Source organism: Mucilaginibacter terrigena, from assembly GCF_004168255.1.
In the GTDB taxonomy this organism is placed as follows: domain Bacteria; phylum Bacteroidota; class Bacteroidia; order Sphingobacteriales; family Sphingobacteriaceae; genus Mucilaginibacter; species Mucilaginibacter terrigena.
On sequence record NZ_SEWG01000001.1, the window covers coordinates 761350 to 786582 of the forward strand.

Annotated in this window: 26 protein-coding genes and 2 tRNA genes; 17 read left to right on the plus strand and 11 right to left on the minus strand. The window is 42.4% G+C overall.

From position 1 onward, the window contains the following. Positions 1–4: 4 nt before the first annotated feature. The 4 genes from EWM62_RS03270 to EWM62_RS03285 are packed head-to-tail and all read right to left on the minus strand — an operon-like array spanning position 5 to position 3160. Positions 5–1552: a S41 family peptidase gene (locus EWM62_RS03270; RefSeq protein ID WP_129875197.1), complete on the minus strand. Its 1548-nt coding sequence runs from the start codon at positions 1550–1552 to the stop codon at positions 5–7. Between the two features lie 44 nt (positions 1553–1596). Further along, positions 1597–2223 carry an HAD hydrolase-like protein gene (locus EWM62_RS03275; protein WP_129875198.1) on the minus strand — a complete coding sequence of 209 codons (627 nt, stop codon included), beginning with the start codon at positions 2221–2223 and terminating at the stop codon, positions 1597–1599. Further along, positions 2204–2500 (minus strand): ATP-grasp domain-containing protein, encoded by a 297-nt coding sequence (locus EWM62_RS03280; RefSeq protein WP_129875199.1) that lies wholly within the window; start codon positions 2498–2500, stop codon positions 2204–2206. The genes EWM62_RS03275 and EWM62_RS03280 overlap by 20 nt, the downstream gene beginning before the upstream one ends. Beyond that, positions 2501–3160, minus strand: coding sequence for an ABC transporter ATP-binding protein (locus EWM62_RS03285; RefSeq protein ID WP_129875200.1), 660 nt, complete (start codon positions 3158–3160; stop codon positions 2501–2503). It lies immediately after the preceding gene. A 163-nt stretch (positions 3161–3323) separates the two neighbouring features. On the opposite strand from EWM62_RS03285, the gene sucC reads away from it, so the two are divergent. The 4 genes from sucC to nhaA all read left to right on the plus strand — a co-directional run bounded on the left by sucC (position 3324) and on the right by nhaA (position 7269). Beyond that, complete coding sequence (gene sucC, locus EWM62_RS03290; protein WP_129875201.1) at positions 3324–4517, plus strand: ADP-forming succinate--CoA ligase subunit beta; 1194 nt, start codon at positions 3324–3326, stop codon at positions 4515–4517. Between the two features lie 244 nt (positions 4518–4761). After that, a complete protein-coding gene (locus EWM62_RS03295) occupies positions 4762–5292 on the plus strand; it encodes a YceI family protein (RefSeq protein WP_129875202.1) in 531 nt (176 codons plus the stop codon). Positions 5293–5469: 177 nt separating this feature from the next. Next, on the plus strand, positions 5470–6090 hold the full coding sequence (locus EWM62_RS03300; protein ID WP_129875203.1) for an L-threonylcarbamoyladenylate synthase: 621 nt from the start codon (positions 5470–5472) through the stop codon (positions 6088–6090). A gap of 36 nt (positions 6091–6126) precedes the next feature. After that, positions 6127–7269, plus strand: a complete 1143-nt coding sequence (nhaA, locus tag EWM62_RS03305; protein ID WP_317127788.1) for a Na+/H+ antiporter NhaA — start codon at positions 6127–6129, stop codon at positions 7267–7269. Here nhaA and trpA read toward each other — a convergent pair. Further along, a complete protein-coding gene (gene trpA, locus EWM62_RS03310; protein WP_129875205.1) occupies positions 7259–8029 on the minus strand; it encodes a tryptophan synthase subunit alpha in 771 nt (256 codons plus the stop codon). The genes nhaA and trpA overlap by 11 nt on opposite strands. A gap of 260 nt (positions 8030–8289) precedes the next feature. On the opposite strand from trpA, the gene EWM62_RS03315 reads away from it, so the two are divergent. The 4 genes from EWM62_RS03315 to EWM62_RS03330 all read left to right on the plus strand — a co-directional run bounded on the left by EWM62_RS03315 (position 8290) and on the right by EWM62_RS03330 (position 13196). After that, a complete protein-coding gene (locus EWM62_RS03315; RefSeq protein ID WP_129875206.1) occupies positions 8290–9786 on the plus strand; it encodes a sodium:solute symporter in 1497 nt (498 codons plus the stop codon). An 85-nt stretch (positions 9787–9871) separates the two neighbouring features. Then, positions 9872–10579 (plus strand): LOG family protein, encoded by a 708-nt coding sequence (locus EWM62_RS03320; protein ID WP_129875207.1) that lies wholly within the window; start codon positions 9872–9874, stop codon positions 10577–10579. A 70-nt stretch (positions 10580–10649) separates the two neighbouring features. Next, a complete protein-coding gene (locus EWM62_RS03325; RefSeq protein WP_129875208.1) occupies positions 10650–11912 on the plus strand; it encodes a TCR/Tet family MFS transporter in 1263 nt (420 codons plus the stop codon). A 12-nt stretch (positions 11913–11924) separates the two neighbouring features. Next, positions 11925–13196, plus strand: a complete 1272-nt coding sequence (locus tag EWM62_RS03330; RefSeq protein WP_238989268.1) for a TCR/Tet family MFS transporter — start codon at positions 11925–11927, stop codon at positions 13194–13196. Here the strand turns inward: EWM62_RS03330 and EWM62_RS03335 are convergent. Further along, a complete protein-coding gene (locus tag EWM62_RS03335; RefSeq protein WP_203234971.1) occupies positions 13180–13773 on the minus strand; it encodes a DUF502 domain-containing protein in 594 nt (197 codons plus the stop codon). The genes EWM62_RS03330 and EWM62_RS03335 overlap by 17 nt on opposite strands. Positions 13774–13865: 92 nt before the next feature. Beyond that, positions 13866–16325: a bifunctional UDP-N-acetylmuramoyl-tripeptide:D-alanyl-D-alanine ligase/alanine racemase gene (locus tag EWM62_RS03340; RefSeq protein WP_129875210.1), complete on the minus strand. Its 2460-nt coding sequence runs from the start codon at positions 16323–16325 to the stop codon at positions 13866–13868. 57 nt (positions 16326–16382) lie between these two features. Here EWM62_RS03340 and EWM62_RS03345 point away from each other — a divergent pair, with 57 nt between their 5' ends. The 5 genes from EWM62_RS03345 to EWM62_RS03365 all read left to right on the plus strand — a co-directional run bounded on the left by EWM62_RS03345 (position 16383) and on the right by EWM62_RS03365 (position 18339). Then, the gene (locus EWM62_RS03345; protein WP_129875211.1) at positions 16383–16865 is read left to right on the plus strand and encodes a regulatory protein RecX; all 483 of its coding nucleotides are present in this window, start codon (positions 16383–16385) and stop codon (positions 16863–16865) included. Between the two features lie 112 nt (positions 16866–16977). After that, positions 16978–17050: transfer RNA gene (locus EWM62_RS03350), tRNA-Gly, on the plus strand. Positions 17051–17230: 180 nt separating this feature from the next. Then, positions 17231–17315: transfer RNA gene (locus tag EWM62_RS03355), tRNA-Leu, on the plus strand. A 41-nt stretch (positions 17316–17356) separates the two neighbouring features. Continuing rightward, positions 17357–17614, plus strand: coding sequence for a GIY-YIG nuclease family protein (locus tag EWM62_RS03360; protein WP_129875212.1), 258 nt, complete (start codon positions 17357–17359; stop codon positions 17612–17614). A gap of 245 nt (positions 17615–17859) precedes the next feature. After that, on the plus strand, positions 17860–18339 hold the full coding sequence (locus EWM62_RS03365) for a hypothetical protein (RefSeq protein WP_129875213.1): 480 nt from the start codon (positions 17860–17862) through the stop codon (positions 18337–18339). Positions 18340–18420: 81 nt separating this feature from the next. On the opposite strand, the gene EWM62_RS03370 is transcribed toward EWM62_RS03365, so the two are convergent. Further along, positions 18421–19311 (minus strand): winged helix-turn-helix domain-containing protein, encoded by an 891-nt coding sequence (locus EWM62_RS03370; RefSeq protein ID WP_129875214.1) that lies wholly within the window; start codon positions 19309–19311, stop codon positions 18421–18423. A gap of 104 nt (positions 19312–19415) precedes the next feature. On the opposite strand from EWM62_RS03370, the gene EWM62_RS03375 reads away from it, so the two are divergent. Next, a complete protein-coding gene (locus tag EWM62_RS03375; RefSeq protein WP_129875215.1) occupies positions 19416–19958 on the plus strand; it encodes a hypothetical protein in 543 nt (180 codons plus the stop codon). Positions 19959–20026: 68 nt separating this feature from the next. Here EWM62_RS03375 and EWM62_RS03380 read toward each other — a convergent pair whose 3' ends face one another. Then, on the minus strand, positions 20027–20599 hold the full coding sequence (locus EWM62_RS03380; RefSeq protein WP_129875216.1) for a dihydrofolate reductase family protein: 573 nt from the start codon (positions 20597–20599) through the stop codon (positions 20027–20029). A 135-nt stretch (positions 20600–20734) separates the two neighbouring features. Here EWM62_RS03380 and EWM62_RS03385 point away from each other — a divergent pair, with 135 nt between their 5' ends. Beyond that, positions 20735–21511, plus strand: a complete 777-nt coding sequence (locus EWM62_RS03385) for a hypothetical protein (RefSeq protein ID WP_129875217.1) — start codon at positions 20735–20737, stop codon at positions 21509–21511. Here EWM62_RS03385 and EWM62_RS03390 read toward each other — a convergent pair. Together EWM62_RS03390 and EWM62_RS03395 are read right to left on the minus strand one after the other, a co-directional pair. Continuing rightward, a complete protein-coding gene (locus EWM62_RS03390) occupies positions 21508–22278 on the minus strand; it encodes a hypothetical protein (protein ID WP_129875218.1) in 771 nt (256 codons plus the stop codon). The two genes, EWM62_RS03385 and EWM62_RS03390, sit on opposite strands and share 4 nt — an antisense overlap. 171 nt (positions 22279–22449) lie before the next feature. Then, entirely contained in the window at positions 22450–23178 is a 729-nt protein-coding gene (locus tag EWM62_RS03395; protein ID WP_238989269.1) for a DUF3667 domain-containing protein, read from the minus strand. Between the two features lie 230 nt (positions 23179–23408). Here EWM62_RS03395 and EWM62_RS03400 point away from each other — a divergent pair, with 230 nt between their 5' ends. Both EWM62_RS03400 and EWM62_RS03405 read left to right on the plus strand, forming a co-directional pair. Next, positions 23409–23744 (plus strand): potassium transporter KefB, encoded by a 336-nt coding sequence (locus EWM62_RS03400; RefSeq protein WP_129875219.1) that lies wholly within the window; start codon positions 23409–23411, stop codon positions 23742–23744. 60 nt (positions 23745–23804) lie between these two features. Then, entirely contained in the window at positions 23805–25127 is a 1323-nt protein-coding gene (locus tag EWM62_RS03405) for a serine hydrolase (protein WP_129875220.1), read from the plus strand. The last annotated feature ends 106 nt before the right edge of the window (positions 25128–25233 follow it).

Below are 25233 nucleotides of genomic sequence, written 5' to 3' on the forward strand. Positions count from 1 at the left end.
AGTATTACTTGGCCTTTGTGTTGTTGTAGATCATACCCCTGAATACTTTTTTTCCCTCAACCTGGATACCAACCTCACGAGATTTTTCAACAGAGAAAGTTTTAAGGCTGTTGGTGCTTTGCACACGCGGCCCGGATATTGCAAATGTGCCGGTTTTTGCGTAGTTAATTGCGTATGCAAATAATTCTTCTGTTGGGTCGCCAAAATCCTTGGTGACATCATCTGATGCAAGCTTACCCGGATAATCTGCCGAGCCTGGTTTCATACCTGCATAATAACCACCCTTGCCTGCACTGTTCTTTGTTTCGAACTGCGGCATGTACATTTGGTATTTATTAATGTCGATATCAAAGAAGCCTACTGGTTTGCCATAACTGGTTGTACCAATTATTTTAACATCCATTTTTGGGATAAGGTTGTTTATGGTAAGCTCGCTTGCCGATGCTGTTGAACCTGTTACTATAAAAAACACATGGCTTAAGTTTAAGTTTGGCAGGCCGGTTTTATCAAACGGAATGGTATTGCCCGCAGCGGTATAATCAAAATCAAAATAGCTGTAGGTTTGGCTACCATCTTTACGTACCTGATTTTTAAGGATGGTTGCTTTACCTTCAGTCATTGTTTTATTAAAGTTGTAGGTAAACATAGTAGAGTTGTTTGCACTGGCCGGCGCAATCAAATTGCTCAAATATTCGGCGGTAGAAACGTACCCCCCGCCATTATAGCGCAAATCAACAACCAGGTCGGTTATTCCCTGCGCGTTAAAGGTGTTAAACGCCGCATCAAGCTTTGGTTTGGCGTTTGCGTCGGATGTAAAACTGTTAAATACTATATAACCTACTTTTTTACCGCCGCCCGCGTCAATAACTTTTGCAGTTAAAACAGGGTTTACAGTATAAGTTGCGGTTGACATGGTTACATCAAATGTGGTGTTATCCGGTTTCTTTAATGTTAGCTTTATACTGGTCGAATTGCTGTAAGCATTTACCAGGAAATTAACATTTGCACCATTATCATAAGTTAAACCAGTACCTGTGCGGTTATTTATGCCAACTATCTGGTAACCTCTTTTCAGGCCATTTACATCGGCCGGCGACCCCGGGTAAACATATTTAACCCTGATATCGTCATCATCTACCCAAACAGGGGCAAAACCAAAGTCGCCTTTTATACCATTCAACTCGTCTGATACGCTGCCATCATCAATAAACGAATATTTGGCGTAACCCGGTGCTGGCGCGTAATACTCATAAGGCTTACCTCCATTATCAGGGTTTGAACTGTATTGGCTCAATGCATCAATTTCTGTTTGCAGGGCGTCAAGGTCATTACTCCCGCTAAAACCGCGCGGCTTAAAGTTTGCATAAGTAGGCAAAGAGGTGTTCCAGTAGTAAGTTTGCTGGGCATAAAGGTACACCGAGTCTTTTATCAGATCCAGCTTCGACCCTGTTTTTGTAGGCTCGTTATTGTTAGGGGTGATCTTCTTATCCTTTGAACAAGAAGCGATGACCATTGCAGTGGGCAATAGAAATAAGTAAAATATTTTCTTCACAGTTTAATTTTTAGTGTTAACGGTATTATTCTTTATATATTATATTAATTATGATCTATAATTTCTTTAGCGCTTAAATAATCTATCCCGCATGCTTCGGCGCATAACTTGTCTAATCCTGAACCTTCTATTATCAGCATATCACGCCGCTCTAAATTATGCTGTTTCATTAATAAATGCAGCACATCGGGTTCGGGCTTAGGTAAGCTTTCGTTAGCAAAATAGCATGTTAAATAAGGTTCTAAACCATGCCATTCAACTTGCCTTAGTTTATTCAATTGCTGTTGCGGGTCACCGTTTGTAACTATAAATATCTTTTTACGGTCGGTAACCACGTCCTGCATAAAGCTAAGCATATTTTTATACAGCAGCAATTTTAATGGCAGCCGCGATGTTAACAACATGATCTCAAGCTTATCGCGATACTTCTCTTCTATACCGAGCTGGGCAACAAGTTCATTGTAAACTTCGCCCTCCCCTTTCTCATTATACGTATTTATCATCAGTTCGGTTGTCCTGGCCGCGCTATTTAATTCGGTGTACTCTAATAAATTAGCAAACAGGTAATAGATCTGGTAATAGTAGTCCTTAGCAGGATACAGCACATCGTCCAGTTCAAAAATAAAAGCTTTTTTGCGTGGGTCTATATCATTATATGTTATTGCTGCCATTTATAATATTGATATTATACTCTTTAAATAGCTGTTCTGATAATAACAGCACTTCCGCTTCCTGTGAATTTAGCAGGTAAACCGTATCGAAGCTATTATCCAAACAAAGGGTTAACATTTGGTGCGCGTAGGTATCTGCTGCGGGGTTTGGCAATTTAAGCATGCCCATAAACGCCGGGAGATCGTTGTAGTCGCCTAAAACTACCTCATCATTATTAAGTGCAGCCTTAAGCTTGTGCGCACCGGCAGATGCCGCGGAAGTGATCAGTACTTTCAATTATAAATTATTTACGATCAACCCGTCCTTCATTAGTATAGTGCGGTCGCTCATGTCAGACAGGTCCTGGTTATGGGTTACAATTACAAAAGTTTGGTTAAAATCATTTCGCAGCTTAATAAATAACTCGTGCAGTTCAAGCGCGTTCTTCGAATCGAGGTTGCCCGATGGTTCATCGGCAAATATCAGTGCCGGGTCATTGATCAGCGCCCTGGCTACTGCCACACGCTGCTGCTCGCCGCCCGATAGTTCGGCAGGTTTGTGGGTTATCCTGTCGCCAAGGCCAAGCATATCTAATAAACCAGTCGCTTTTTTTTCTGCTTCGGCACGGGGCATGCCTGCAATAAACGCCGGGATGCACACATTCTCGATAGCGTTAAACTCTACCAATAAATGATGGAACTGGAAGATGAACCCTATCTTTTGATTACGGAAAGCGCTAAGGTTCTTGTTATTAAGTTTGCTAACTTCAACATTATCAATAAACAGCTGGCCCGAATCAGGGCTGTCTAAAGTCCCTAAAATATTAAGTAACGAACTTTTGCCCGCGCCTGAAGCGCCTACTATAGTTACAATTTCGCCGCGTTTAACCTCAAGGTCTACCCCTTTTAAGATATGGAGCTTACCGTACGATTTGTTGATAGATTGCGCTTTTAGCATGTACAAAGGTAAAATTAGTATCAAGTAGTTAGTATCAAGTATTGAGATTTTTTGCTATCGGTTTAAGTATGCCTTTTTTTTGTAAAAAACGTCTTGATACTTTATACCTGCTACTTGATACTAACCAACAAAATAGTAGCTTTACCGCAAATTCTTCAAATACATGAACATTCACGAATATCAGGGCAAAGCGATATTAAAAAGCTTTGGCGTAAGAGTACAAGAGGGCATAGTTGCAGATACACCCGAAGAGGCTGTTGCTGCTGCTCAGAAAATGAAGGAAGACTTTGGGTCGGACTGGACGGTTATAAAAGCACAGATCCACGCAGGTGGCCGCGGTAAAGGCGGTGGTGTAAAACTGGCTAAAAACGCCGAGCAGGTAAAAGAAATTGCAGGTAAAATTATTGGCATGCAACTGGTTACCCCGCAAACCGGCCCCGAAGGTAAATTAGTTAAGAAGGTTTTGGTTGCGCAGGATGTTTATTATCCCGGCGAAAGCGAAACTAAAGAGTTTTATATAAGCGTATTGCTTGACCGTGCTAAAGGCCGCAACATCATCATGTACAGTACCGAAGGCGGTATGGATATTGAAGAAGTAGCGCACTCTACACCCGAGCTGATACACAAAGAAGAGATTGACCCTAAAGTTGGTTTGCAAGGTTTCCAGGCGCGTAAAATTGCCTTTAACCTGGGCTTATCAGGTGATGCGTTTAAGGATATGGTAAAATTCATCACCGCTTTGTATAAAGCGTACGATGCTACCGATTCGTCGCAATTTGAAATTAACCCGGTGTTAAAAACATCTGATAACAAAATTTTGGCTGTTGATGCCAAAGTTAATATCGATGATAACGCCTTATTCCGCCACCCTGATTATGCAGCATTGCGCGATACCGACGAGGAAGACCCTACCGAAGTGGAAGCAAGCAAAAGCAACCTTAATTATGTAAAGCTGGACGGTAACGTAGGCTGTATGGTTAACGGCGCGGGCCTTGCCATGGCAACCATGGATATTATTAAACTGGCCGGCGGCGAGCCTGCCAACTTTCTGGATGTGGGCGGTACTGCAAACGCGCAGACAGTTAAAGCCGGTTTTAACATCATCCTGTCTGACCCTAACGTTAAAGCAATCCTGATCAACATCTTCGGCGGTATTGTACGCTGCGACCGTGTTGCACAGGGTGTTATTGATGCTTATAATGAAATTGGCAATATCCCTGTTCCTATTATCGTACGCTTACAAGGCACCAACGCCGAAGAAGGCAAGGCATTAATTGACAACTCTGGCTTAAAAGTTTACTCTGCCATCCTTTTAAAAGAAGCTGCAGACAGGGTTAAAGAAGTGTTGGCGATATAGTAGAGATTAGAGGTTGCTTAGAGATTAGTTGACCTGAATAATATAAAGGGAGCCGTTAGGCTCCTTTTTTGTTATTACCATATTGTTAAATTATAAGTTTAAACAAACATACCCCCTGCTTATTCCGTTATATATAATATGTCTGCAAATTGTAATACTTTAATATAATAATACATGTTTAAACATCTATTATTATATTTGTATTATAATAAACAGATAAACAAAATCAAAAACTTAAAATATCATGGCAACAACTAAATGGGTTTTAGACCCAATGCACTCAGAGGTTCAGTTTAAAGTAAAACACCTGGTAATATCAACCGTAACCGGTTCTTTCAAAACATTTGAAGGATCGTTAGAAACAGAGAACGAAGATTTTAGCGGCGCTGAAGTTGAGTTTTCGTTAGATGTGAACAGTATAGATACTACCCAGTCGCAACGCGATGAGCACTTAAAAGGCCCTGAGTTTTTTGATGCCGCAAGCTTCCCAAAGATCAGCTTTAAATCAACATCGTTCATCAAAGATGGCGACGACTATACTTTAAAAGGCGACTTGACTATTAAAGATGTAACCAAACCGGTGACATTTGCGGTAGAGCATGGTGGCGTAGCTGGTGATTTTTACGGTAACACCAAGGCAGGTTTTGAAGTAACCGGCAAAATTAACCGTAAAGAGTTTGGCCTTACCTGGGATGGCGTAACCGAAGCAGGTTCTATCGTAGTAGGCGAAGACATTAAACTGATAGCTAACGTACAGTTTGCTAAGCAAGCGTAATTCGATTTCGGATTTACGATATTCGATTTCGGATTTTTTATATTACAAACAAATGCAATCTCGGTCGGGTTGCATTTGTTGTATATTGCAAAACTAAATCCAGATTTATCGTTAATCATTACAGATCAAATTTGATTTAAATCCGAAATCGTAAATCCGAAATCCGAAATCAAAATAATGCTAATACGTATCTACCCCGAAAACCCGAACGAAAAAGCTATTGAGCAGGCTGCTGATGTGCTGCGTAAAGGCGGTATCATCATCTACCCTACCGATACGGTTTATGGTTTGGGTTGCGATATTACCAACCAAAAGGCTATCGAGCGCATCTGTAAGATCAGGAATATTAAGCCCGAGAAGGCTAATTTTTCTTTTATATGCTACGATCTTAGCCATATATCAGATTATATCAAACCTATTGATAACGCTACTTTCCGAGTGTTGAAGAAGGCTTTACCGGGGCCGTTCACCTTTATATTTAACGCGAGCCATGCGGTGCCAAAACTGTTAAGCTCAAACAAAAAAACGGTAGGGATCCGTGTACCCGATAATAACATCGCCCGCGAAATTGTAAAGGCCCTGGGCAACCCCATCCTATCCACTTCTATCCACGATGAAGACGATATTATCGAATACTCTACCGACCCCGAACTGATCCACGAAAAATATGAGGACCTGGTGGACATCGTTATTGATGGCGGCTACGGTGAAAACATTCCCTCAACAGTTGTAGATTGCACTTCCGGCGAGTTTGAGATCATCCGCGAAGGTAAGGGCGAACTGGAAGAGTATTTATAATCCTATCTTTGCGATTATAAGCAGAAACCATATATCTTGATAAGCAACCTCAAACAATTCGCCGAATTTATCCGCTCATACGCTACAGGCGGCGTTATCCTCATTGCCTGCGTGGTGGTTTCGCTGGTAATTGCCAATACAGGTTTACACACACCATTCAACAATATCCTTGATAAGCATATTGGCCCTTATACCTCTTTGGGTTGGATAAACGACGGGCTAATGGCCATCTTCTTTTTGCTGGTTGGGTTAGAGATCAAGGACGAGGTCTTAAATGGTGAACTATCCGACAGACAATCGGCAACCTTACCCATATTCGCAGCCATTGGCGGGATGCTTGTACCTGCCGTGATCTACGCGCTAATTAACCTTAACACGCCAACTATAAACGGCTGGGGCATCCCTATGGCTACCGATATAGCCTTCGTGGTGGCAATTATCAGTATCATCAAATCGCGGGTGCCGCAATCCTTGCAGGTATTTATAAAAGCATTGGCCATTGTAGATGATCTGGGGGCGATACTGGTCATCGCTATATTCTATTCTTCCGGGCTGCATACCACTTACCTGCTTTTAGCATTGGGTATGTTTATTTTGCAGCTGCTATTTAACCGCCTTAATGTGCGATACCTGGCTGCGTATCTAATTCCGGGAGTGTTGATGTGGTATTTTATCCATCACAGCGGCATTCACGCCACGGTTGCCGGGGTGCTCACCGCTATGGCCATTCCTCATAACGTTAAATTGGGTTATTCGCCCTTAAAAAAACTCATCCATCTGCTGGAAAACCCGGTGAATTTTATCATCATTCCCCTGTTCGCATTAGCAAATTCTAATATAAATATTGGTGAAAGCTTATCGGGCGGGAGTATCATTAATCCATTATCAGCCGGGATATTATTTGGCTTACTGTTAGGTAAACCCATAGGCATTACGCTGTTTAGCTGGCTGGCGGTAAAACTAAAGCTATCCAAACTGGCCGACGGTGTAAAATGGCTGCAGGTATGGGGGATTGGTCAGTTGGCAGGCATAGGCTTCACCATGTCAATATTTATGGCATTGCTATCTTTTGCCGATACAGGCTTACAGAGCCAGGCAAAGTTTGTAATTTTAGTCACTTCCCTGCTGGCAGCAGTAATTGGTTATGTGTTTTTAACCAGGGTAAGAGCTAAGCTTTGATACCGCCTATAAACGACGGAATTTTCTCCATATAATTCTCTTCGGCAAGCAACTTTACAAATGCGCTGCCCACGATGGAGCCATTGGCATACTCGCAGGCTTTGCCGAACGATTTGTTATCCGAGATCCCAAAACCAATAATGGTAGGATTCTTCAGATCCATTGCCTTAATGCGGTTGTAGTAGCTTTCAATGCTATCTGTTAATTGCAGGTTACCGCCTGTTATGGATGACGACGAAAGCAGGTAAATAAAACTGTTGCTCAACTCATCAATCTTGCGGATACGGTCCTCTGATGTTTGCGGTGTCACCAAAAATATATTGCTCAGTCCGTTATCCTCAAAGTGGTTGCTGTACAGCATTTCGTATTCATACATGGGCAGGTCGGGAACGATGATGCCATCTACCCCCACCGCTACTGCCGCTTTGCAAAAACGCTCCACACCGTATTGTACAATAGGGTTAACATAGCCCATTAACAATACCGGGATGCTGACACGGCTGCGCAGGTCTTTCAGTTGCTCAAACAAAAGATTAAGGTTCATTCCGTTATCCAACGCGGTTTGCGAGCTGTGCTGAATAGTAGGCCCATCTGCAACCGGGTCCGAGTATGGGAAACCGATCTCCAGGAAATCTGCCCCTGCTTTCTCCAATGCTTCCGCAATATCAACCGTAGTATTTAGCTGCGGATAACCGGCTGTAAAGTATATCGAAAGCAGGTTTTCTTTTTTGGTAGCGAAAAGCTGGTTTAGTCGGTTCATTGGAGCGGTTGTATTAGCCATATCAGCAGCAAAAATATTGTTATTAAATGGTTTTACCACAGCGTGCACATAGTTTTTTCACAGAGGGCGCAAAACTTTGAAAATAATAAAGGCTCTATGTACGCTGTGATTTCACTTTGTGCCCTTTGTGGTTTAATACAATTGCATAATTCTAAACCAAATATTTTTTGCTTTGCCAATGTTAAACTTCTACTTTAGAGCAATCTGCTTTTAGCAGATTCCATTAAACCCTGAAGAATATGTCTCCCGGAATATTGCTTTCATTTATAGTAGGTTACTTTTTGGTGTTACTGATAATATCTCACCTTACCTCAAAAAAATCATCAGATAACGATACCTTTTTTGTGGCCAACCGCAACTCAAAATGGTATTTGGTTGCCTTCGGGATGATTGGCACAGCCTTAAGCGGGGTTACTTTTATATCGGTACCGGGCAAAGTGGGCGCGCCAAGCGGCGATCAGTTCGCCTATTTTCAGTTTGTACTGGGTAACGCCGCGGGTTTCATTATCATCGCAACAGTACTCCTGCCACTGTATTATCGTTTAAAGCTTACATCAATTTACAGCTATATAGAACAGGCACTGGGAACCTGGAGCTATAAAACCGCCGCGGCTATATTCCTGCTTAGTCGCACCATTGGTTCGGCATTTAGGTTATACCTGGTGGTAATTGTATTACAGCTTTTTATTTTTGATTATTACCATATCCCATTCGCGGTTACGGTACTCATATGTTTACTGCTTATCTGGTCGTATACGTTTAAAGGAGGCCTAAAAACCATCATCATAACCGATAGTTTGCAAACCCTGTTCCTGGTATCATCGGTATTCTTGTCCATCTACTTTATTTGCGATAGTTTAAATTACAACATATTCGAAGCTGCCGAAGCTATCAAGAACAGCAGCTATTCAAAGGTTTTCTTTTTTAATGATTTCATGAGCAGCCACTTCCATTTTGGCAAAGAGTTTTTGGGTGGTTTATTTATCACCGTGGGAATGACAGGCCTTGACCAGGACCTGATGCAGAAAAACCTGAGCATGAAAAACATTAAAGAAGCACAAAAAAACATGTTCAGCTTTACGGCTGTATTTGTGGTGATCAATATTTTCTTTTTAAGTGTGGGCGCTTTGCTTTATATCTATGCGCAGCGTTATGGCATCACGGTAGCAAAAACCGATTATCTGTACCCTACTATCGCTTTACAATACCTGGGGGTTATCCCCGCCATGGTATTTATGCTTGGTTTAACAGCTGCCACCTTCGCCACTACCGATTCGGCCCTTACGGCCTTAACCACCTCGTTTTGTGTTGATTTTTTAAACTTTAACAAACGCGGTGATACCAACAGCAAAAAAATGATCAATGTTAGGCACTATGTGCATATCGCTTTTTCGGGGCTGTTGTTCCTTACCATCATATTGTTTAACGTGCTAAATGACGATGCTGTGGTTACCGCCATATTTAAGGTGGCGTCGTACACCTATGGGCCACTGCTTGGTCTTTACAGCTTCGGCTTGTTTATGAGCAGCAGGCAGGTAAAAGATAAACTGGTGCCTTTTATTTGTTTGATATCGCCTGCGGTATGTTACTTCCTGAGCACCGAATCAAAATACATTTTAGGAGGTTACGTTTTTGATAACGAACTGATCATAGTAAACGGGTTAATTACCTTTGGCGGCCTGTGGCTGTGTTCGGGTCCGAAAGTAGGGAAGACCGTAAGTCCGAAAGCCGCATAATTAAAACCTAAAGCAAAATTTATTGTAATATCTATCATACCTCCGGATTTGCCGACCTTTCGGGCTTCCGGAATATATATAAAACATGACTGGTGACGAAAAAATAAGACAAGCATTTGAGAACAAGAACTGGCAGGAAATTAAAGTAACCGATTCCTGGCAGATCTTTAAAATTATGGCCGAGTTTGTAGACGGCTTCGAGAAACTGGCCAAAATTGGCCCGTGCGTATCCATCTTTGGGTCGGCACGTACAAAAAACGATAACCCATACTACAAACTTGCCGAAGATACCGCACGCCTGCTTACCGAGCGTGGTTACGGTGTAATATCGGGCGGCGGGCCGGGCATTATGGAGGCAGCCAACAAAGGCGCTTATGAAGCAGGCGGAAAATCCGTAGGCTTAAATATCGAACTGCCTTTTGAGCAATTCCACAATAAATATATCGATAGGGATAAGATCCTGGAGTTTGATTACTTTTTTATCCGCAAGGTAATGTTCATGAAATACTCGCAGGGATTTATTATCCTGCCGGGTGGCTTTGGTACCATGGATGAATCTTTTGAAGCGATTACTTTGATACAAACCGGTAAGATAGCCCGCTTCCCTATCGTTTTTGTTGGGGTTGAGTATTGGGGCGGCCTGTTTAAATGGGTGGAAGAAAAAATGCTGGCCAACGAACACAACATCAGCGACGACGACCTTAACCTTTACCGCGTAGTAGATACCGCTGAAGAAGCCACCGAACATATCTTCCGTTTCTACGAGAAGTATGTATTGAAACCGAATTTTTAAATCACACACCTACTGTTTACAGCGACTGGCCTATGCCTGTCGCTTTTTTTATATACTTTAGCCCGATATAATGGATACGTTAACCCAACCCAAAAAAAAGGCAGCACTAAGCTTTATATTTTTCACCCTCCTTATTGATGTTATAGGTTTAGCTATCATCATTCCTGTTTTCCCGAAACTTATTGAGAAACTTATACATGGCAATATCAGCGACGCATCAAAAATATCAGGTTTGCTATTTGTTGCTTACTCGGCCATGCAGTTCATTTTTTCGCCGCTGGTAGGCAACCTGAGTGATAAGTATGGCCGCAGGCCGGTGCTGCTATGTTCGCTTTTAGGCTTTGGTATCGATTACCTTTTCCTGGCGTTTGCACCCACAATAGGCTGGCTGTTTGTCGGCCGTATTATTGCAGGTATTACCGGTGCCAGTTTCACAACAGCATCTGCGTATATAGCCGATGTAAGCGAACCCGAAAAACGCGCGCAAAACTTCGGGATGATAGGTGTTGCTTTTGGCCTGGGTTTTATCATCGGGCCGGTTATAGGCGGTGTTTTAGGTAAATATGATACCCACTACCCTTTTTACGCTGCCGCTGCACTGGCGCTTTTAAACGCGGCGTATGGATTTTTTATCCTGCCCGAATCACTTGATAAAGAACACCGCCGCGAATTTGACTGGAAACGTGCCAACCCAATGGGTTCATTAGTACAGCTAAAAAAATACCCCGCCGTTATTGGCCTGGCAGCCTGCCTGTTCATTGTTTATTTTGCCGGCCATGCCGTACAAAGCGTATGGACTTACTACACTATAGAGAAGTTTAAATGGAGCGAGGATGTGGTTGGCTATTCGTTAGGCTTTATAGGCTTAACTATAGCAGCTGTGCAGGGTGGCCTTATCCGTGTAGCTATCCCCAAACTTGGCCAAAACCGTAGCATATGGATAGGTTTGGTGCTTTACGCTATTGGGATGCTATTATTCGGGCTGGCAAATAAAAGCTGGATGATGTTTGCCTTTATGATACCTTACGCACTTGGCGGTATATGCGGGCCTGCTTTACAAGGTGTTATGACCAACGAAGTGCCTAAGAACGAGCAAGGCGAGCTGCAGGGCGGCTTAACCAGTTTAATGAGCCTTAGTTCGATATTTGGGCCATGGTTTATGACTTTTGTATTTTACTACTTTACAAAGAGTGATGCACCCGTGCACTTACCCGGTGCACCATATTTTATAGCGTCGGCGCTAATGCTTATAGCCGCGTTACTTGCCGTAAGAAGTTTTAAAAAAGAGAAACAATCTGAAGCTAAAACAGCTTATAACAGCAACCTGCATTAATTGCTGATACTTATGATGGAGAAACCCATACAACACGGCAAAGCTGCTTTAGGATTTATTTTCGTAACGATATTTATCGATGTATTGGGATTGGGTATCATTATCCCTATCCTGCCGCAGCTGCTGGAAGAACTGGGCCATGTGGATATCAGTATGGCAAGCCAATACAGCGGCTGGTTAACCTTTACTTATGCCTCCATGCAGTTTTTGTTTGCCCCGGTTTTAGGCAACCTCAGTGATATGATCGGTCGCAGGCCGGTGTTGTTGTTCTCACTGCTTGGCTTTGGCATCGATTACCTGTTTATGGCCTTTGCCCCTACTATTTTATGGCTTTTTGCCGGGCGATTGATAGCCGGGATAGCCGGTGCAAGTACAACCACCGCTACAGCCTACATAGCCGATGTAAGCAGCGGTGACAAACGGGCAGCTAACTTTGGCTTAATTGGCGCTGCAACCGGCCTTGGTTTTATTTTGGGTATTGGGTTGGGCGGATTTTTAGGCGCTTACTGGATAAAATTACCTTTCATTGTAGCAGCAGGGCTGGCATTACTAAATGCGCTATACGGCTACTTCGTACTGCCCGAATCGTTGATCATGCGGAACCGCCGCAGGTTTGAGTGGAAACGGGCAAACCCGGTTGGTTCGTTATTACGGCTAAGAAAGTACTCTATGGCCATCAGTACGCTTATTACTGCCTACACTATTGTGTACATCGGTCAAAAAGCTATTGAAAGTGTACTGCCTTTTTACCTTATAGAGAAATTTCAATGGACATTACATAGCATCAGCGCCCTGGGTGTTTTTATTGGTTTACTTATAGCAGGCATCCAGGGTGGCTTTGTGAGGTGGACGATACCAAAATTTGGTTTACGGAAAAATATTATGGCGGGTATTGCCTTCTATGGCATCGGCCTTATCATGATAGCTTTCAATAACGTAGGCTGGCTGATGTATGTTTACATGATCCCCTATTGCCTGGGTGGTATAGGCGGTACGGCCTTGCAAGGCTTTATATCCGAAAACGTACCTGCCAACGAGCAGGGCGAACTTCAGGGCGCACTTGCCAGCCTGGTAAGCTTAACTACCATAGTTGGCCCGCTGATGATGACCACCTTATTTCACCATTTTACCATCAAAGGGGCATCGGTTTACTTCCCGGGGGCACCGTTCCTGTTGGGGGCATTGCTTATGTTTATAAGTGTTATATTAACTATAAGGAGTTTTAAAAAGAAAGACCCCAAACTGCTGCCTCAAAACGCAATTACACCTACTCCAAACCGCTAACCCCGCCCGATATAACAAACTTCATTACATCCGCGGCGCTGCGGTCAATAAGTTTCACCTTATCAGCAGGTACAATAACTACCTGCCCCGCAAACGAGTACGACATGGGGAAGTAAACGGCAACTTCGCCCGGCAGGTTCAGCGCTGTCATATCCTTCTGTACCAGGAAACCGATCTTCTTTAACCCAAACTCGTTCACTTCAACCAAAACAGGTTCGTTAAACTTCTTTTCCTCGCCTACAAAGGCCTCGGTAAGGTCTTTTATCGAAGAATATAAAAATTTGAATAAGGGCAAACGGTTTAGCCAGCGGGCAAACCACCGTTTTATAGGGTCGGTAATAACATTGGTAACCAGTATCCCGGCTATCAAAATGATGACTATCACATTCAGGATACCTAAGCCTGGGATATATAGAGGTTTACCCTGGCTGTCAACCAGTATCTCGCTGCTCAGGTTCAATGAATTATCTACACGGGATACTATCCAGAATATCAGGAAAAATGCAGCGCCAAGCGGCACTACTATCAGCAGGCCTTTAAAAAAATAATTTAACAGGGCTCGGAATATTCTCTTCATCAGATAATTAGTGAGTTAATGATTTAGTGAATTTTGAGGACTAAATCTGCACATCTAATCCCGATAGCTATCGGGACTGCACATCTGCATAGCTACTCGTAAAAGTACACTCTTTTTACCCGTTGCGAAATGTTTGTTAGTATTTCGTAAGGGATTGTACCAATTTGGGTGGCAAGGTCCTCTATACGTTGCTGTTCGTCAAATATGATAACCTCGTCCCCTTCCTTCACTTCTACATTGCTTACATCCAGCATACACATATCCATGGTGATGTTTCCTACCGTTGGTACAAGCGTGCCGTTAACCAGCATCCGCCCTACGCCGTTACCAAAAGCTCGCAGGTAGCCATCAGCGTAACCAATACGTACGGTCGCTATTTTACCATCGGCTTTAAGGCTGCCGTTACGGTTATAGCCAATAGTTTCGGCGGCGGCCATCTTTTTTACCTGCGATACCGTGGTTTTCAGGGTAGCTACCGGCTGCAAGCCACTTTCTTCGCGCGGTACCGCTGCATCCACCCCATACAGGCCAATGCCCAGCCTTACCATATCATAATGGGCATTTGGCCAGCGCGTAATACCAGATGTATTGCTGATGTGCTTAATTACCGGGTAACCCAACGCGTCTTCTATCTGCTTAAAAGCTGTTTCAAATATGCTGATCTGCTGAACAGTGAACAGGTCGTGCTGCTCGGCATCGCTGGCCACAAGGTGCGAGTAAACCGACTGCACACGGATATATGGATTTATCTCCAGCAGATCGCACAGGGGTTCAATTTCAAAAGCTTCAAACCCTACACGGTGCATTCCACTGTCTATTTTAAGGTGTACGGGGTAATTCATTACTTCCTCTTCCTGCGCAAATTTTACAAATTCATCCAGCAAAGTAAAACTGTAGATAGCAGGTTCTAACTTGTTAGCTACCAGCTTATCGTAAGCCAACGGTTCGGGGTTAAGCACCATTATGGGCAGGGTGATACCCGTTTCGCGCAGGGCGATACCTTCGTCGGTATAAGCTACAGCCAAATAATCAACTTTATTGTACTGCAGCATATTAGCAACCTCAAATGTGCCGCTGCCATACGAAAAAGCTTTAACCATCGCCATTATTTTTACGCCGGGTTTAAGCCTTGCTTTATAAAAGTTTAAGTTGCTTAGTAAAGTGTTCAGGTTTATTTCTAATACCGTTTCGTGCGCTTTTTGTACCAGCGCGCGGCTTATACGTTCAAACTCAAAACTGCGCGAGCCCTTTATCAGGATAGTTTCGTCCTGCAGGTGCAACTTGTTCATCTCTTTCAGTAAAGAGGCTGTATCGGCATAAAAATGCATCTGCGGCACGTTAAAGTAATCCTTGTACTCTTGCAAGAATGTACCCACGCCTATAAACCTGTCTACCTGTTTGGCGCTCACCATTTGCGCTACCTGCTTATACAAGGCATCCAGTTGTAAGCCCGACTGGTAAATATCCGATAAAATGAGCGTTTTCTTTTGATGCTGATTTTGTTGATTTAAAAAGTTTAACGCTATTTCGAGCGATTGGATATCTGAGTTATACGAATCGTCTATGATCGAGCAATCGTTTATCCCATGCTTCAGTTCTAACCGCATACTAACGGCGGCAAGGCGCTCTATGCGGTCGTCAGCATCGGCAGGGCTGTAACCCATGGCCAGCATAGTTGCCCAGCAAACAATAGCGTTCTCTACCGATGCCTCGTCCCTGAAGGGCACCAGGCATTCAATTTCCTTTTCTTTATAAATGGCGCGCATGTAATATTTGCCGGATATGGTTGTCTCGCTGAAAACATACAGATCAACCAGGTTAAACTTGCGGCTCCATACAAAGCACTCGCGGGTTTGTAGTTCATCTTTATGATCAAGCAATGCTTCGTAATTATATATCAGCTGCTTACAATTTTTAAACAACTTCAGCTTTTCGTCCAACTTTTCTTCGGGCGATTCAAAACCCTCATCATGCGCGGTGCCCATGTGGGTAAGCACACCTATGGTGGGCTGTATAATAGCTTCCAGCTTATCCATTTCGCCGGGGGTTGAGATCCCCGCCTCAAATATGCCCAGGTTATGCGTCTCGTTTATTTGCCATACGGATAACGGCACCCCTATCTGCGAGTTATAGCTTTTGGGGTTGCGTACAATGCTTTTTTCGGGATTCATCAACTGATAAAGCCACTCTTTTACAATGGTTTTGCCATTGCTGCCGGTAATGCCTATCACATCAAGGTTAAACTGTTTGCGGTGATGCGCTGCAAGTGTTTGCAGGGCCGTTAGCACATCGGCCACCACCAGGAAACTGGCATCGGGCATAATTGTATCAGGCTGATGGTTCACCACAAAATTACGTACACCCGCGATATAGGCATCGGCAATAAACTCGTGCCCGTCGCGCCGGCCATCCAATGCAAAAAACAACGAACCGGCGGGGTTACCGATACGGCGGCTATCGGTAAGTAACGTGCTGATGGCAGCATCAGTGACTATGTCACCTGTAGCATTTATAACCTGTTTTACATCATTTATGGTGTAAGTATTTTGCATAACACGAATTTGCTTATATTTCTGTGAATAGAAGAATTTTAACGTATTTTGGTTTTGATGGATACCCCAAAAAAAGTAAAAATTACCGATGTAAATGTTGCCATGGCCAAAGCCGAGCATTACTGCGCCTACCAGGAGCGTTCGCAGCAGGAAATACGTAACAAACTTTACGATTGGGGCCTGTGGACAGAGGCGGTAGAAAACATCATTATTAAACTGATAGAAGAGAATTACTTAAACGAGGAGCGTTTTGCTAAAGCTTATGTAAAGGGCAAGTTCAATCAAAAAAGCTGGGGGCGGATAAAGATAAAGCAGGGGCTTAAATTTAAAAATGTATCGCCGGTGTTGATAAAAAAGGCGCTGTTAACCATAAATGCAAGCGACTACATGGATACCCTAACCCGCATAATTGAGAAAAAAGCAGGTACCCTACCCGAAAAAGACACTTACAAACGCAGGTATAAATTGCAGCAGTACGCTTTAAGCCGTGGTTTTGAAACCGACCTTACCGCTGAGGTTTTGAAAAACAGCGAGTTATAAAAAACTTTAAAAAAAGTTCATTTTTTACTTGCAGAACATTCATTTCTGTCTATATTTGCACTCCCGCAAACGCGATAAGGCACACGCCCAAAGCCAAGCAGGAAACACCAACGCGAAAGTAGCTCAGTTGGTAGAGCACGACCTTGCCAAGGTCGGGGTCGCGAGTTCGAATCTCGTCTTTCGCTCAAATCCCTTCCACAAGAAGGGATTTATTGTTAAAAGGTTAATCGCCTGCTCAGATGGTGGAACTGGTAGACCGTCCCGATTTAAATCGGGATTCCCGTTAAAGGAGTGTCGGTTCGATTCCCGCTCTGAGCATAAATCACCAGCTTGGGTGAAATAATACAAGCATGACTACAACACCTGCTCAGATGGTGGAACTGGTAGACACGCAGGACTTAAAATCCTGTTCCCGTTAAAGGAGTGCGGGTTCGATTCCCGCTCTGAGTACAAAAGCCCCATAACTGGGGCTTTTGTTATGATAGCCAATTATGTTTTACGCTTATATTTTGCAATCTTCAAAAAGCGGTCGATATTACATCGGGCACACTGAAAATATTGAAGCGAGATTGGAAAGACACAACACTGGAAAGGTTAAAGCCACCAAAAATAAAGGGCCTTGGATTTTGATGAGTTTTGAAAGTTTTCAAACAAAAGCCCAAGCCAATGCAAGAGAATTTTATATTAAATCGATGAAGAGCCGGGTATTTATTGAAAAACTGGTAGCAACCTTTAATAAAGATGTTTAATACTGGTAGACCGTCCCTATTTTAGTCGGGATTCCCGTTAAAGGAGTGCCCGATTGCATCGGGACTCTGAGTACAAAAGCCTGATACATGCCCGTATCGGGCTTTTTGTTTTAAACCACCTTAACCTCAGCCATTCTCCCGAAATTTAGACATGCTGTACCTTTTAATAATTTAGAAAAGAATTATATCAGATACACGGCAATTTATTATTTTGCAGGTAAATTATCTATTTTAACCTTACCACAATGAAACGTATCCTGTTATGTATAATCGCTTCGCTGTTATATACATCCTCATTTGCTCAAACTATCGAGTCAAAACTTTGGACGATCGCTAAAAAACAATATCCTACTGACGTAGAAATGCAGAAGTACATTTATGAACAGCAGAAGAAAGGTTATAATTTCATGAGCAGCGTAATTGATGCCGAGGTTAAAATTTTTGCTGAAAAACAATATCCTGAAGATTACAGCATGCAGGAATACATATATAATCAGCAAAAAAACGATAAGAGTTACATGAAGAATGTAACCGACCTTGAGTTAAAGCGCTTCGCCATTAAAAAATACCCAGAAGATTATTCTATGCAAAAATATATTTATGATGAGCAGGTAGGCGCCAAAGAATTTATGCGAAATGCAACAAATGCTGCTGCTAAAAGCAAGGCGCGCGAGCAATATCCAGATGATTATAGCATGCAGAAATATATTTACGAACAATTTTAGTAAATGTACTTCCATATGAAATAAAAGCCTATCTATGTGTCATAGAGGCTTTTGGGTTTTATTATAAGCAATAGGCATACATCAACCCCTAACCTCCAACTTATATCCTTTGCCACGTATAACCACGATGTTAATATTGGGATCATGCTCCAGTTTTTTTCTAAGTTTTGAAATGAACATATCCAGGCTGCGCCCCACAATTACACCTTCATCCTCCCAGATCTCTTTTTGCAGCCGGCTCCTGTCTATGGTTTGGTTGGGCGAAAGCGCGAAAATAACCAACAGGCGCGTTTCAGTTCCGGTAAGCTCAATCGTATTTTCGTTTATGATAAGCTTACGATTCGCGGCATCAAACAACACCTCGCCTAAAGTTAGTATATCAGTAGCCTGGCTGCCAGGTAATGATTTTCGGGCTTTATGCGACCTCGAAAATATAAATCCAATAAATGCTAAAAATGGAAGACTACCAAGGATATAAACTTTAGTAGTTGCATTTATAATTGCCGGTTTAAATTTAATGCTGATCATATAACATGCCCTGGGCTGTTTTCTTCCTTTGCATGGTACAATATCATCTTTTGTGTTTTTGGATATGGCGTAACCATAGGCTACACTGTCTGTGCCACAGGTTAAAACATTAACAACATAATCATGTGCGAGCGGGTCATTGGCGAGCAAGCGGCTGGTAATATTCACAAGCGAACCTGGTTCAAAAGTAATATCTTTCTCAAATCTTACCTGGTATTCATTTTCGGCGATCCTTTTTACCGGTAGTACCCTTGATGTACGGTCGCCTGATTGTAACAGCAGTTCATGACCTATCCGGCGGAGCAAAACTTCCCTCCTGGCAATATCAAAATCGTCGCTTCCCTCCATATTGAACGCCACGCTGACCACAGAGATAAGCGAGAGTATTATGAATCCGAACAGGTACTTACGTTTCCCGGAAAGGAGGTTTTGGCTATTAACCATAGTGTCAAGTTTTTATTTACAAAGTTTACATTTTTATTTACAATCCTGGTTCTTTAAGTGGAAATATATCAAAGTAAATTCGTTGAATCAATTTTTAAAAGGATATGAAAAAAATCATTTATGCGCTGATCTTACCGCTGGTAGTGGTAAGCGGACTGGTATTTGCTAACCATGAAACTAAAAACGAAGCTCCTAAAAAATCAACTTCAAAGCCCCTCTCTGCTGCTGAAAGGAATGCTGCACTGAAAAAATGGGAGGCTACCCCTGATGGTATAAAGTACAAAAAATGGGAGGCATCTGCTGAAGGTAAAAAGGTGCATGCCAGCGCTGACAAAATAAGGAAGTACGTAAAGGCTTTCACCAATATGGAGGCCGTGGTAACTTCTGTTACTTTTCAGCGTGCAAACGCGAAATCATCCGGACCAAAATGGCTTTTAGTAAGGATCAATGACGAAGAATACATGATGCAATATAGTCTTAAGGATTTACAGCAGTTAAACAGCCTGAAAGTTAACGACAAAATAATCATAAGAAGCCACAGCGTAGGGTATTCGCCTAATCATCCATATTTGATTGTATCGGGCGACTATATCGAGCTAAATAATAAAGTAATTTATAAACGTGTATTTAACAAAGGCGGTTGCTGAGGATAAACTTAAAGCTATCAATACAAAAACCCGATATATCGTATCGGGCTTTTGTATTTTTTATAGAGTCAGGCTTTTTCCAGCGCCCCCACGTGCCTGTAGGTATTAAGCAGCAAACCAGTTGGTGTGCTTTGCGAACTCACAAATTCGAGTTTGCGCGCGTCGAAATCTTCTGCAAACAGGCGTTTGCCTTTACCAAGCAAAACCGGGTAAGTGATAAGCACAACCTCATCAGCCAGCCCCTGGGCAAGCAACAAGGATGTGAGTGTAGAACTTCCCACCACGATCAGGTCAGGGCCATCGGTTGATTTCAGGTCTTGAATATCCTTAGCCAGGTCTTCGCTAAGCCCTTCTACAGGCCCCCACTCCAGGCTATCGGGCTGGTGGGTTACAATATATTTTTTAGCTGCGTTGATAGCATTTGCCATCGGGAAATTACCTGCCGTTGGCCAAAAGTTGCTGAATATATCATACGTACGGCGGCCAAGCAGCAGGTCGAAGTTTGTACCGTATGCCTCAAGCAGCATCCCGGCACCTGCAGGGCTGCGATATGGTGTGGTCCATGCGCCGTAGGTATAATCACCATCGTGCTCTATTATCCCGTCAAGCGAGATATGTTCAAAGATCCTGATCTTTCTCATTGTATTGTTTTTAGTTGTGTTGATAATTCAAAGGTACAACGGGCAGGGCATGCAAGTGAGGTGCGATAATGACAATAAAAGGGCGATTTGCGACCTTGCCGGATCGATTGTAGGAAGTGAAAAATTGAAGGCCAAATGTTAGTAATTTTAGGCGAGATGCATTTTGCACTGATTGATCAAAAGCATTATATTCGAATCAAAAACCTTTATATGAGATACATATATGCATTTATTTTATTACTTGGTTATCACTGTTCAGTTGCACAACAGCAAATAAACGGTGTTGGCGATCTTCAACTTGGCAAAACCGAAAGCGAGATATTAGCTGTTTTAAAACTTTCCCCCGAACAAATTATCGACGGTTCATCAAAAACTGTAAAATATTTAGAAAAGAACAAGGAAAACAAGGTGCTGAAATTTAAATACGACCCTTTGAGTCCCCTGGTTAAAGATATCATATCATCCAAACTCGACATAAATAAAACATTGGATAACCTTTTTATAAAAAAGTGTAAAGATGCTGTTGTATACCTAATACCTACGTATGAAGTGTATGGCACAACCTTTAATAGTTTCGCGTTAACTTTCTATAAAGGAACGCTGATCAAAATATTAGCCAATGACGAAGCAGGTAAGAACGCTCTCTTTATGGTAGTTTTTAAAAGCAAATACGGTGAAGGTAAGGTAGGACGACCATTTTATATTGGTTTAGATGCATGCGCTAAGCCCATGGAAAGCGTTACCACTACCTGGGATGCCGGTCAAGATATTGCAGTTTTGGCCTCGCACAAAAACTATTGCGTTGTTAAAAGTAATTATGATGAAAAAACGATAGATGAAAATCGTTTTGTTATTCAGAATAACCTATTATTTGATGAACTATTAAAATGTAACAGCGCGGGGAGCAATTAAAATTTAACCAGTAACTTTTCGGAAACAAGCTTGTTGCCCTTATAGTATTCAAAAAACCAGTCATCACCTTTCTTAAGCACCACGCCGCTGGCATCTGCATTACTGGCTATATAATAGTTTTCTGCAGAGGTTTTTAGCAGGGTTAAAACTATTTTTGGGGTAGTATCAATTAATTGATAGCCGTTGGCAATTGCCTGGGCGTACAACGTACCTGCCGGGTGGTCAATTGCGGTTTTGGCTGCCTGCACAGGTACTATTGGCGCTGTTTCGGCAGGTTTTACCGGCACAGGCATTTGTTTTTCCGGATCCTTTACCGCAACCGTTGGAGGGGCCGCCTCGGTAACCGGGCCGCTATAGGTGTATGCAACAGATGTAAAGGCATCTCGTAAAGCCAAATTATAAGCGGTTTTATAATCTTTTTCGCGGCTTTTACCGGCTTTGCTTGTATATATGACCGCGCCTTTGCAATCTTTTAGTACAAGCGTAACTTCGGTTGTGAACATCCCGCTCTTCTGCATCAGGTCGGCGTTTAAGGCCTGGCACATGTTATTGACCACATCACCTGGTATTTCGGTATTTTCAAAATAAACCGTAAACCCTTTGTCCTCTAAAAGCGCTTTGGTGAGCCGGTTTAACGAGTATTGATCGATCTCTTTAAACTGCGCGAATTTTTGGGGCACAATTACATACTTATAATTATTAATGGTGCTTTGTGAATAACCCGATAAACAGGTAAATAGAAACAGCACTAAAACGGATCTTTTCATGTATTAAACCTAATAAAATTATAAATTGAATAACAGTGCATCGGTACCCATGACAGATAGCATTAAAATTAACATTATTTCGGAATTGAATGAAGATTTATTATGCAGCCGGCTTTAACCCTCAATGCCAAATTTATAAATCTTGAAACAGCCATTTATACAATATTAACATCAATGCCTAAAAACCGCATCCACCAGGAAACCAATTAACAACGCGGCCAATGCAAACGTAAGCATCCCTAACAGGTAAGCAAAAAACGAGTTTACGTAACTCACCACTTTTTTGCCATTGAAGAACTGGGCGATGGCCCAGGTGCAGTATGCGATGACAATATAAGATGATACCTGCATTAGCTTGGTGTGCGATAAAACTTCTGCTATTGTAAAAACCGAAAACAGCAGCATCCCCATCCCCATTACAAAGCATAACAGGATCAGTATCTCGAAAAAATTATAATTGTATTTCCTGAAAAAAAGCCTTGCCCACAGCGCTATAAATACGCCCATTATAATATTGGCGTACCCGTAATGGCTTTGCACCCAGGCGAAGATCTGGGTTGTAGCCGAATCTTTTTTGCCCCCATAATTTACATATCCTTCTTCAACGTGGAAAAAGTGGTTTATAGTAGAGTATATCAGCGATGTAATAATGATAAAGATAATTGGCTTTACCAGCCTGTTGCGGTTTTCGGTAATAAACTCCCGGATGTTTTTTCCCGGGTGTGTCAGTAACCCCTTAACAGTGTATAAAATACCTTTTTCGAAATGCAGTATATGCTGAATCTCGTGTATGATGTAATGCCCGTCTACCCTTTTTAATAGCCTGGGGTGCCCGCAGGCCGAACAATAATTATCTATAACAGGGCTGGCGCAATTTTTACAATTAATGGTTTCTAACACTTATAATAAATTAACAGGGTTTGGTCTGCGAGCTAAACTAAGCCTTATAAAAACATAACAAGATATATATTATCCGGATCTTAACAGGCAATTTTTTAAAATATCCGTTGAAATTATAAATGAAAACTTTTTTTTAATTCTCACTTTGCAATACAAAGTAAAATATATAACTTTGTATTGCAAAGTACTTTTTTAGTACGTATTACTATTATCAATAAATTACAATAACAATGACACAAAAAAACATTTTAACACAAAACATCGATTCGGCAGCATTAACAAAACGCATGCTGCTTGGCGCCGGCATGGGGCTTATCGTTATTCTTTCCTTTGTGCTGCAGGTTAGGCACCCGCATGTTGAGTGGGGTAAATTCTGGATGGTAAGGCCATTACTGGTTGTCCCCTTCGCCGGTGCAGTGGGCGGCGCATTCCATTATTATGTAAACCTGCTAACCGGTAACGGCGGCTGGAAAAAGGTGCTGGCTAACGTAATAAGCTTTGTAGTATTTGTAATAGGGCTTTGGATGGGCATTGTTTTAGGCCTGGTTGGCACGCTATGGCACTAATTTCCCCGCTCCTTTAAGCCATAACACATCACTTTACTATACCAGCAATTATTAAACAGTATGAAAATTAAAGCAGCCTTAACCGCAATTTTAGCTATATGCATTTTTACAGCAGGCTATCCCCAGGTCCCCTATAAAGCCAGGCTCGACCAGTTTTTTGACCGCCTTGCCGAAAAAAACAAGGCGATGGGCGGCCTTGTCATCGCACAAAACGGGGATATCGTTTACAGCCGCAGTATAGGCTACAGCCATATCAACGGTACCGAAAAACGACCTTTAACGGCATCAACCCGCTACCGCATAGGGTCTGTTACCAAAATGTTTACCGCTACACTGATCTTTCAGCTTATTGAGGAAGGGAAGTTAAAGCCCGATGATAAGCTTGATAGGTTTTTCCCCCAGATACCAAACGCCGGCAAAATCACCATCGAACAGATATTGGCGCACCGCAGCGGCATTCACGAGGTAACCGAAGACCAAAACTTTAAAAGCAGGCGGTTTATGGTAACAACAAAGGATGAAATGCTGGGTTTTATTGCCAGCACTACACCCGATTTTGAGCCGGGCACAAAATACAATTACAGCAGCGCGGGTTATTTTGTGTTGGGTTGCATCATAGAAAAAATAACCGGCAAAACTTATGCTGAAGCCCTTAAAAAGCGGATAAGTGATAAAATAGGACTGAAAGATACTTATTTAGGCATAGGCAAAATTGACCCTGCAAAAAATGAAAGCTATTCTTATAAGTATGGGCGCGACTGGGAGCAGCAACCCGAAACCAATATGAGCATCCTGTTCGGTTCGGGCGCTATGGTATCTACAACTGCAGATATGGCCAAATTTATTAAAGCGCTGTTCGACCTTAAGCTGGTATCGCAGGCAAGCCTTAAACAAATTACACAAAAGGAATTAGGCATTGCCACCTTTAAGTATAACGGTAAAACCCTGTATGGCCACACCGGCGGTATAGATGGCTTTGGGGCCTGGCTGGTTTATCTGCCCGAAGAAAAACTTGCCTTATCCTACGCTACAAATGGCAAGGTTTATTCTGTTGGTGATATGATAGACGGTATTTTTAATATTTATTGGAATAAGTCGTTTACTATACCCGCCTTTAATTCCATGCTCATCAGCCCCGAAATACTGGACAAGTATACTGGTGTTTATGCCGTGCCCGGTGCCCCGGTAAAATTTACAGTTACCAGGGATGGTGATAAATTATTTGTGCAGATGAATGGCAAAACAGCTATCCCGCTTGAAGCTACAGCAGACAATAGGTTCAAAATAGAATCAGCAGGTATAGAGGTAATGTTTGATGCCGATAAAAAGCAAATGATCATCATCCGCGATGGCAGGGAAAGGGTTTTAACAAAAGAACAATAAGCCATTACTACCATTGTTACATTCATAAAATGCCGGATATATTTTATCCGGCATTTGCGCTTTGTACCATAGGGGTGTAGCAATAACCCGGTGTATTTAATATATT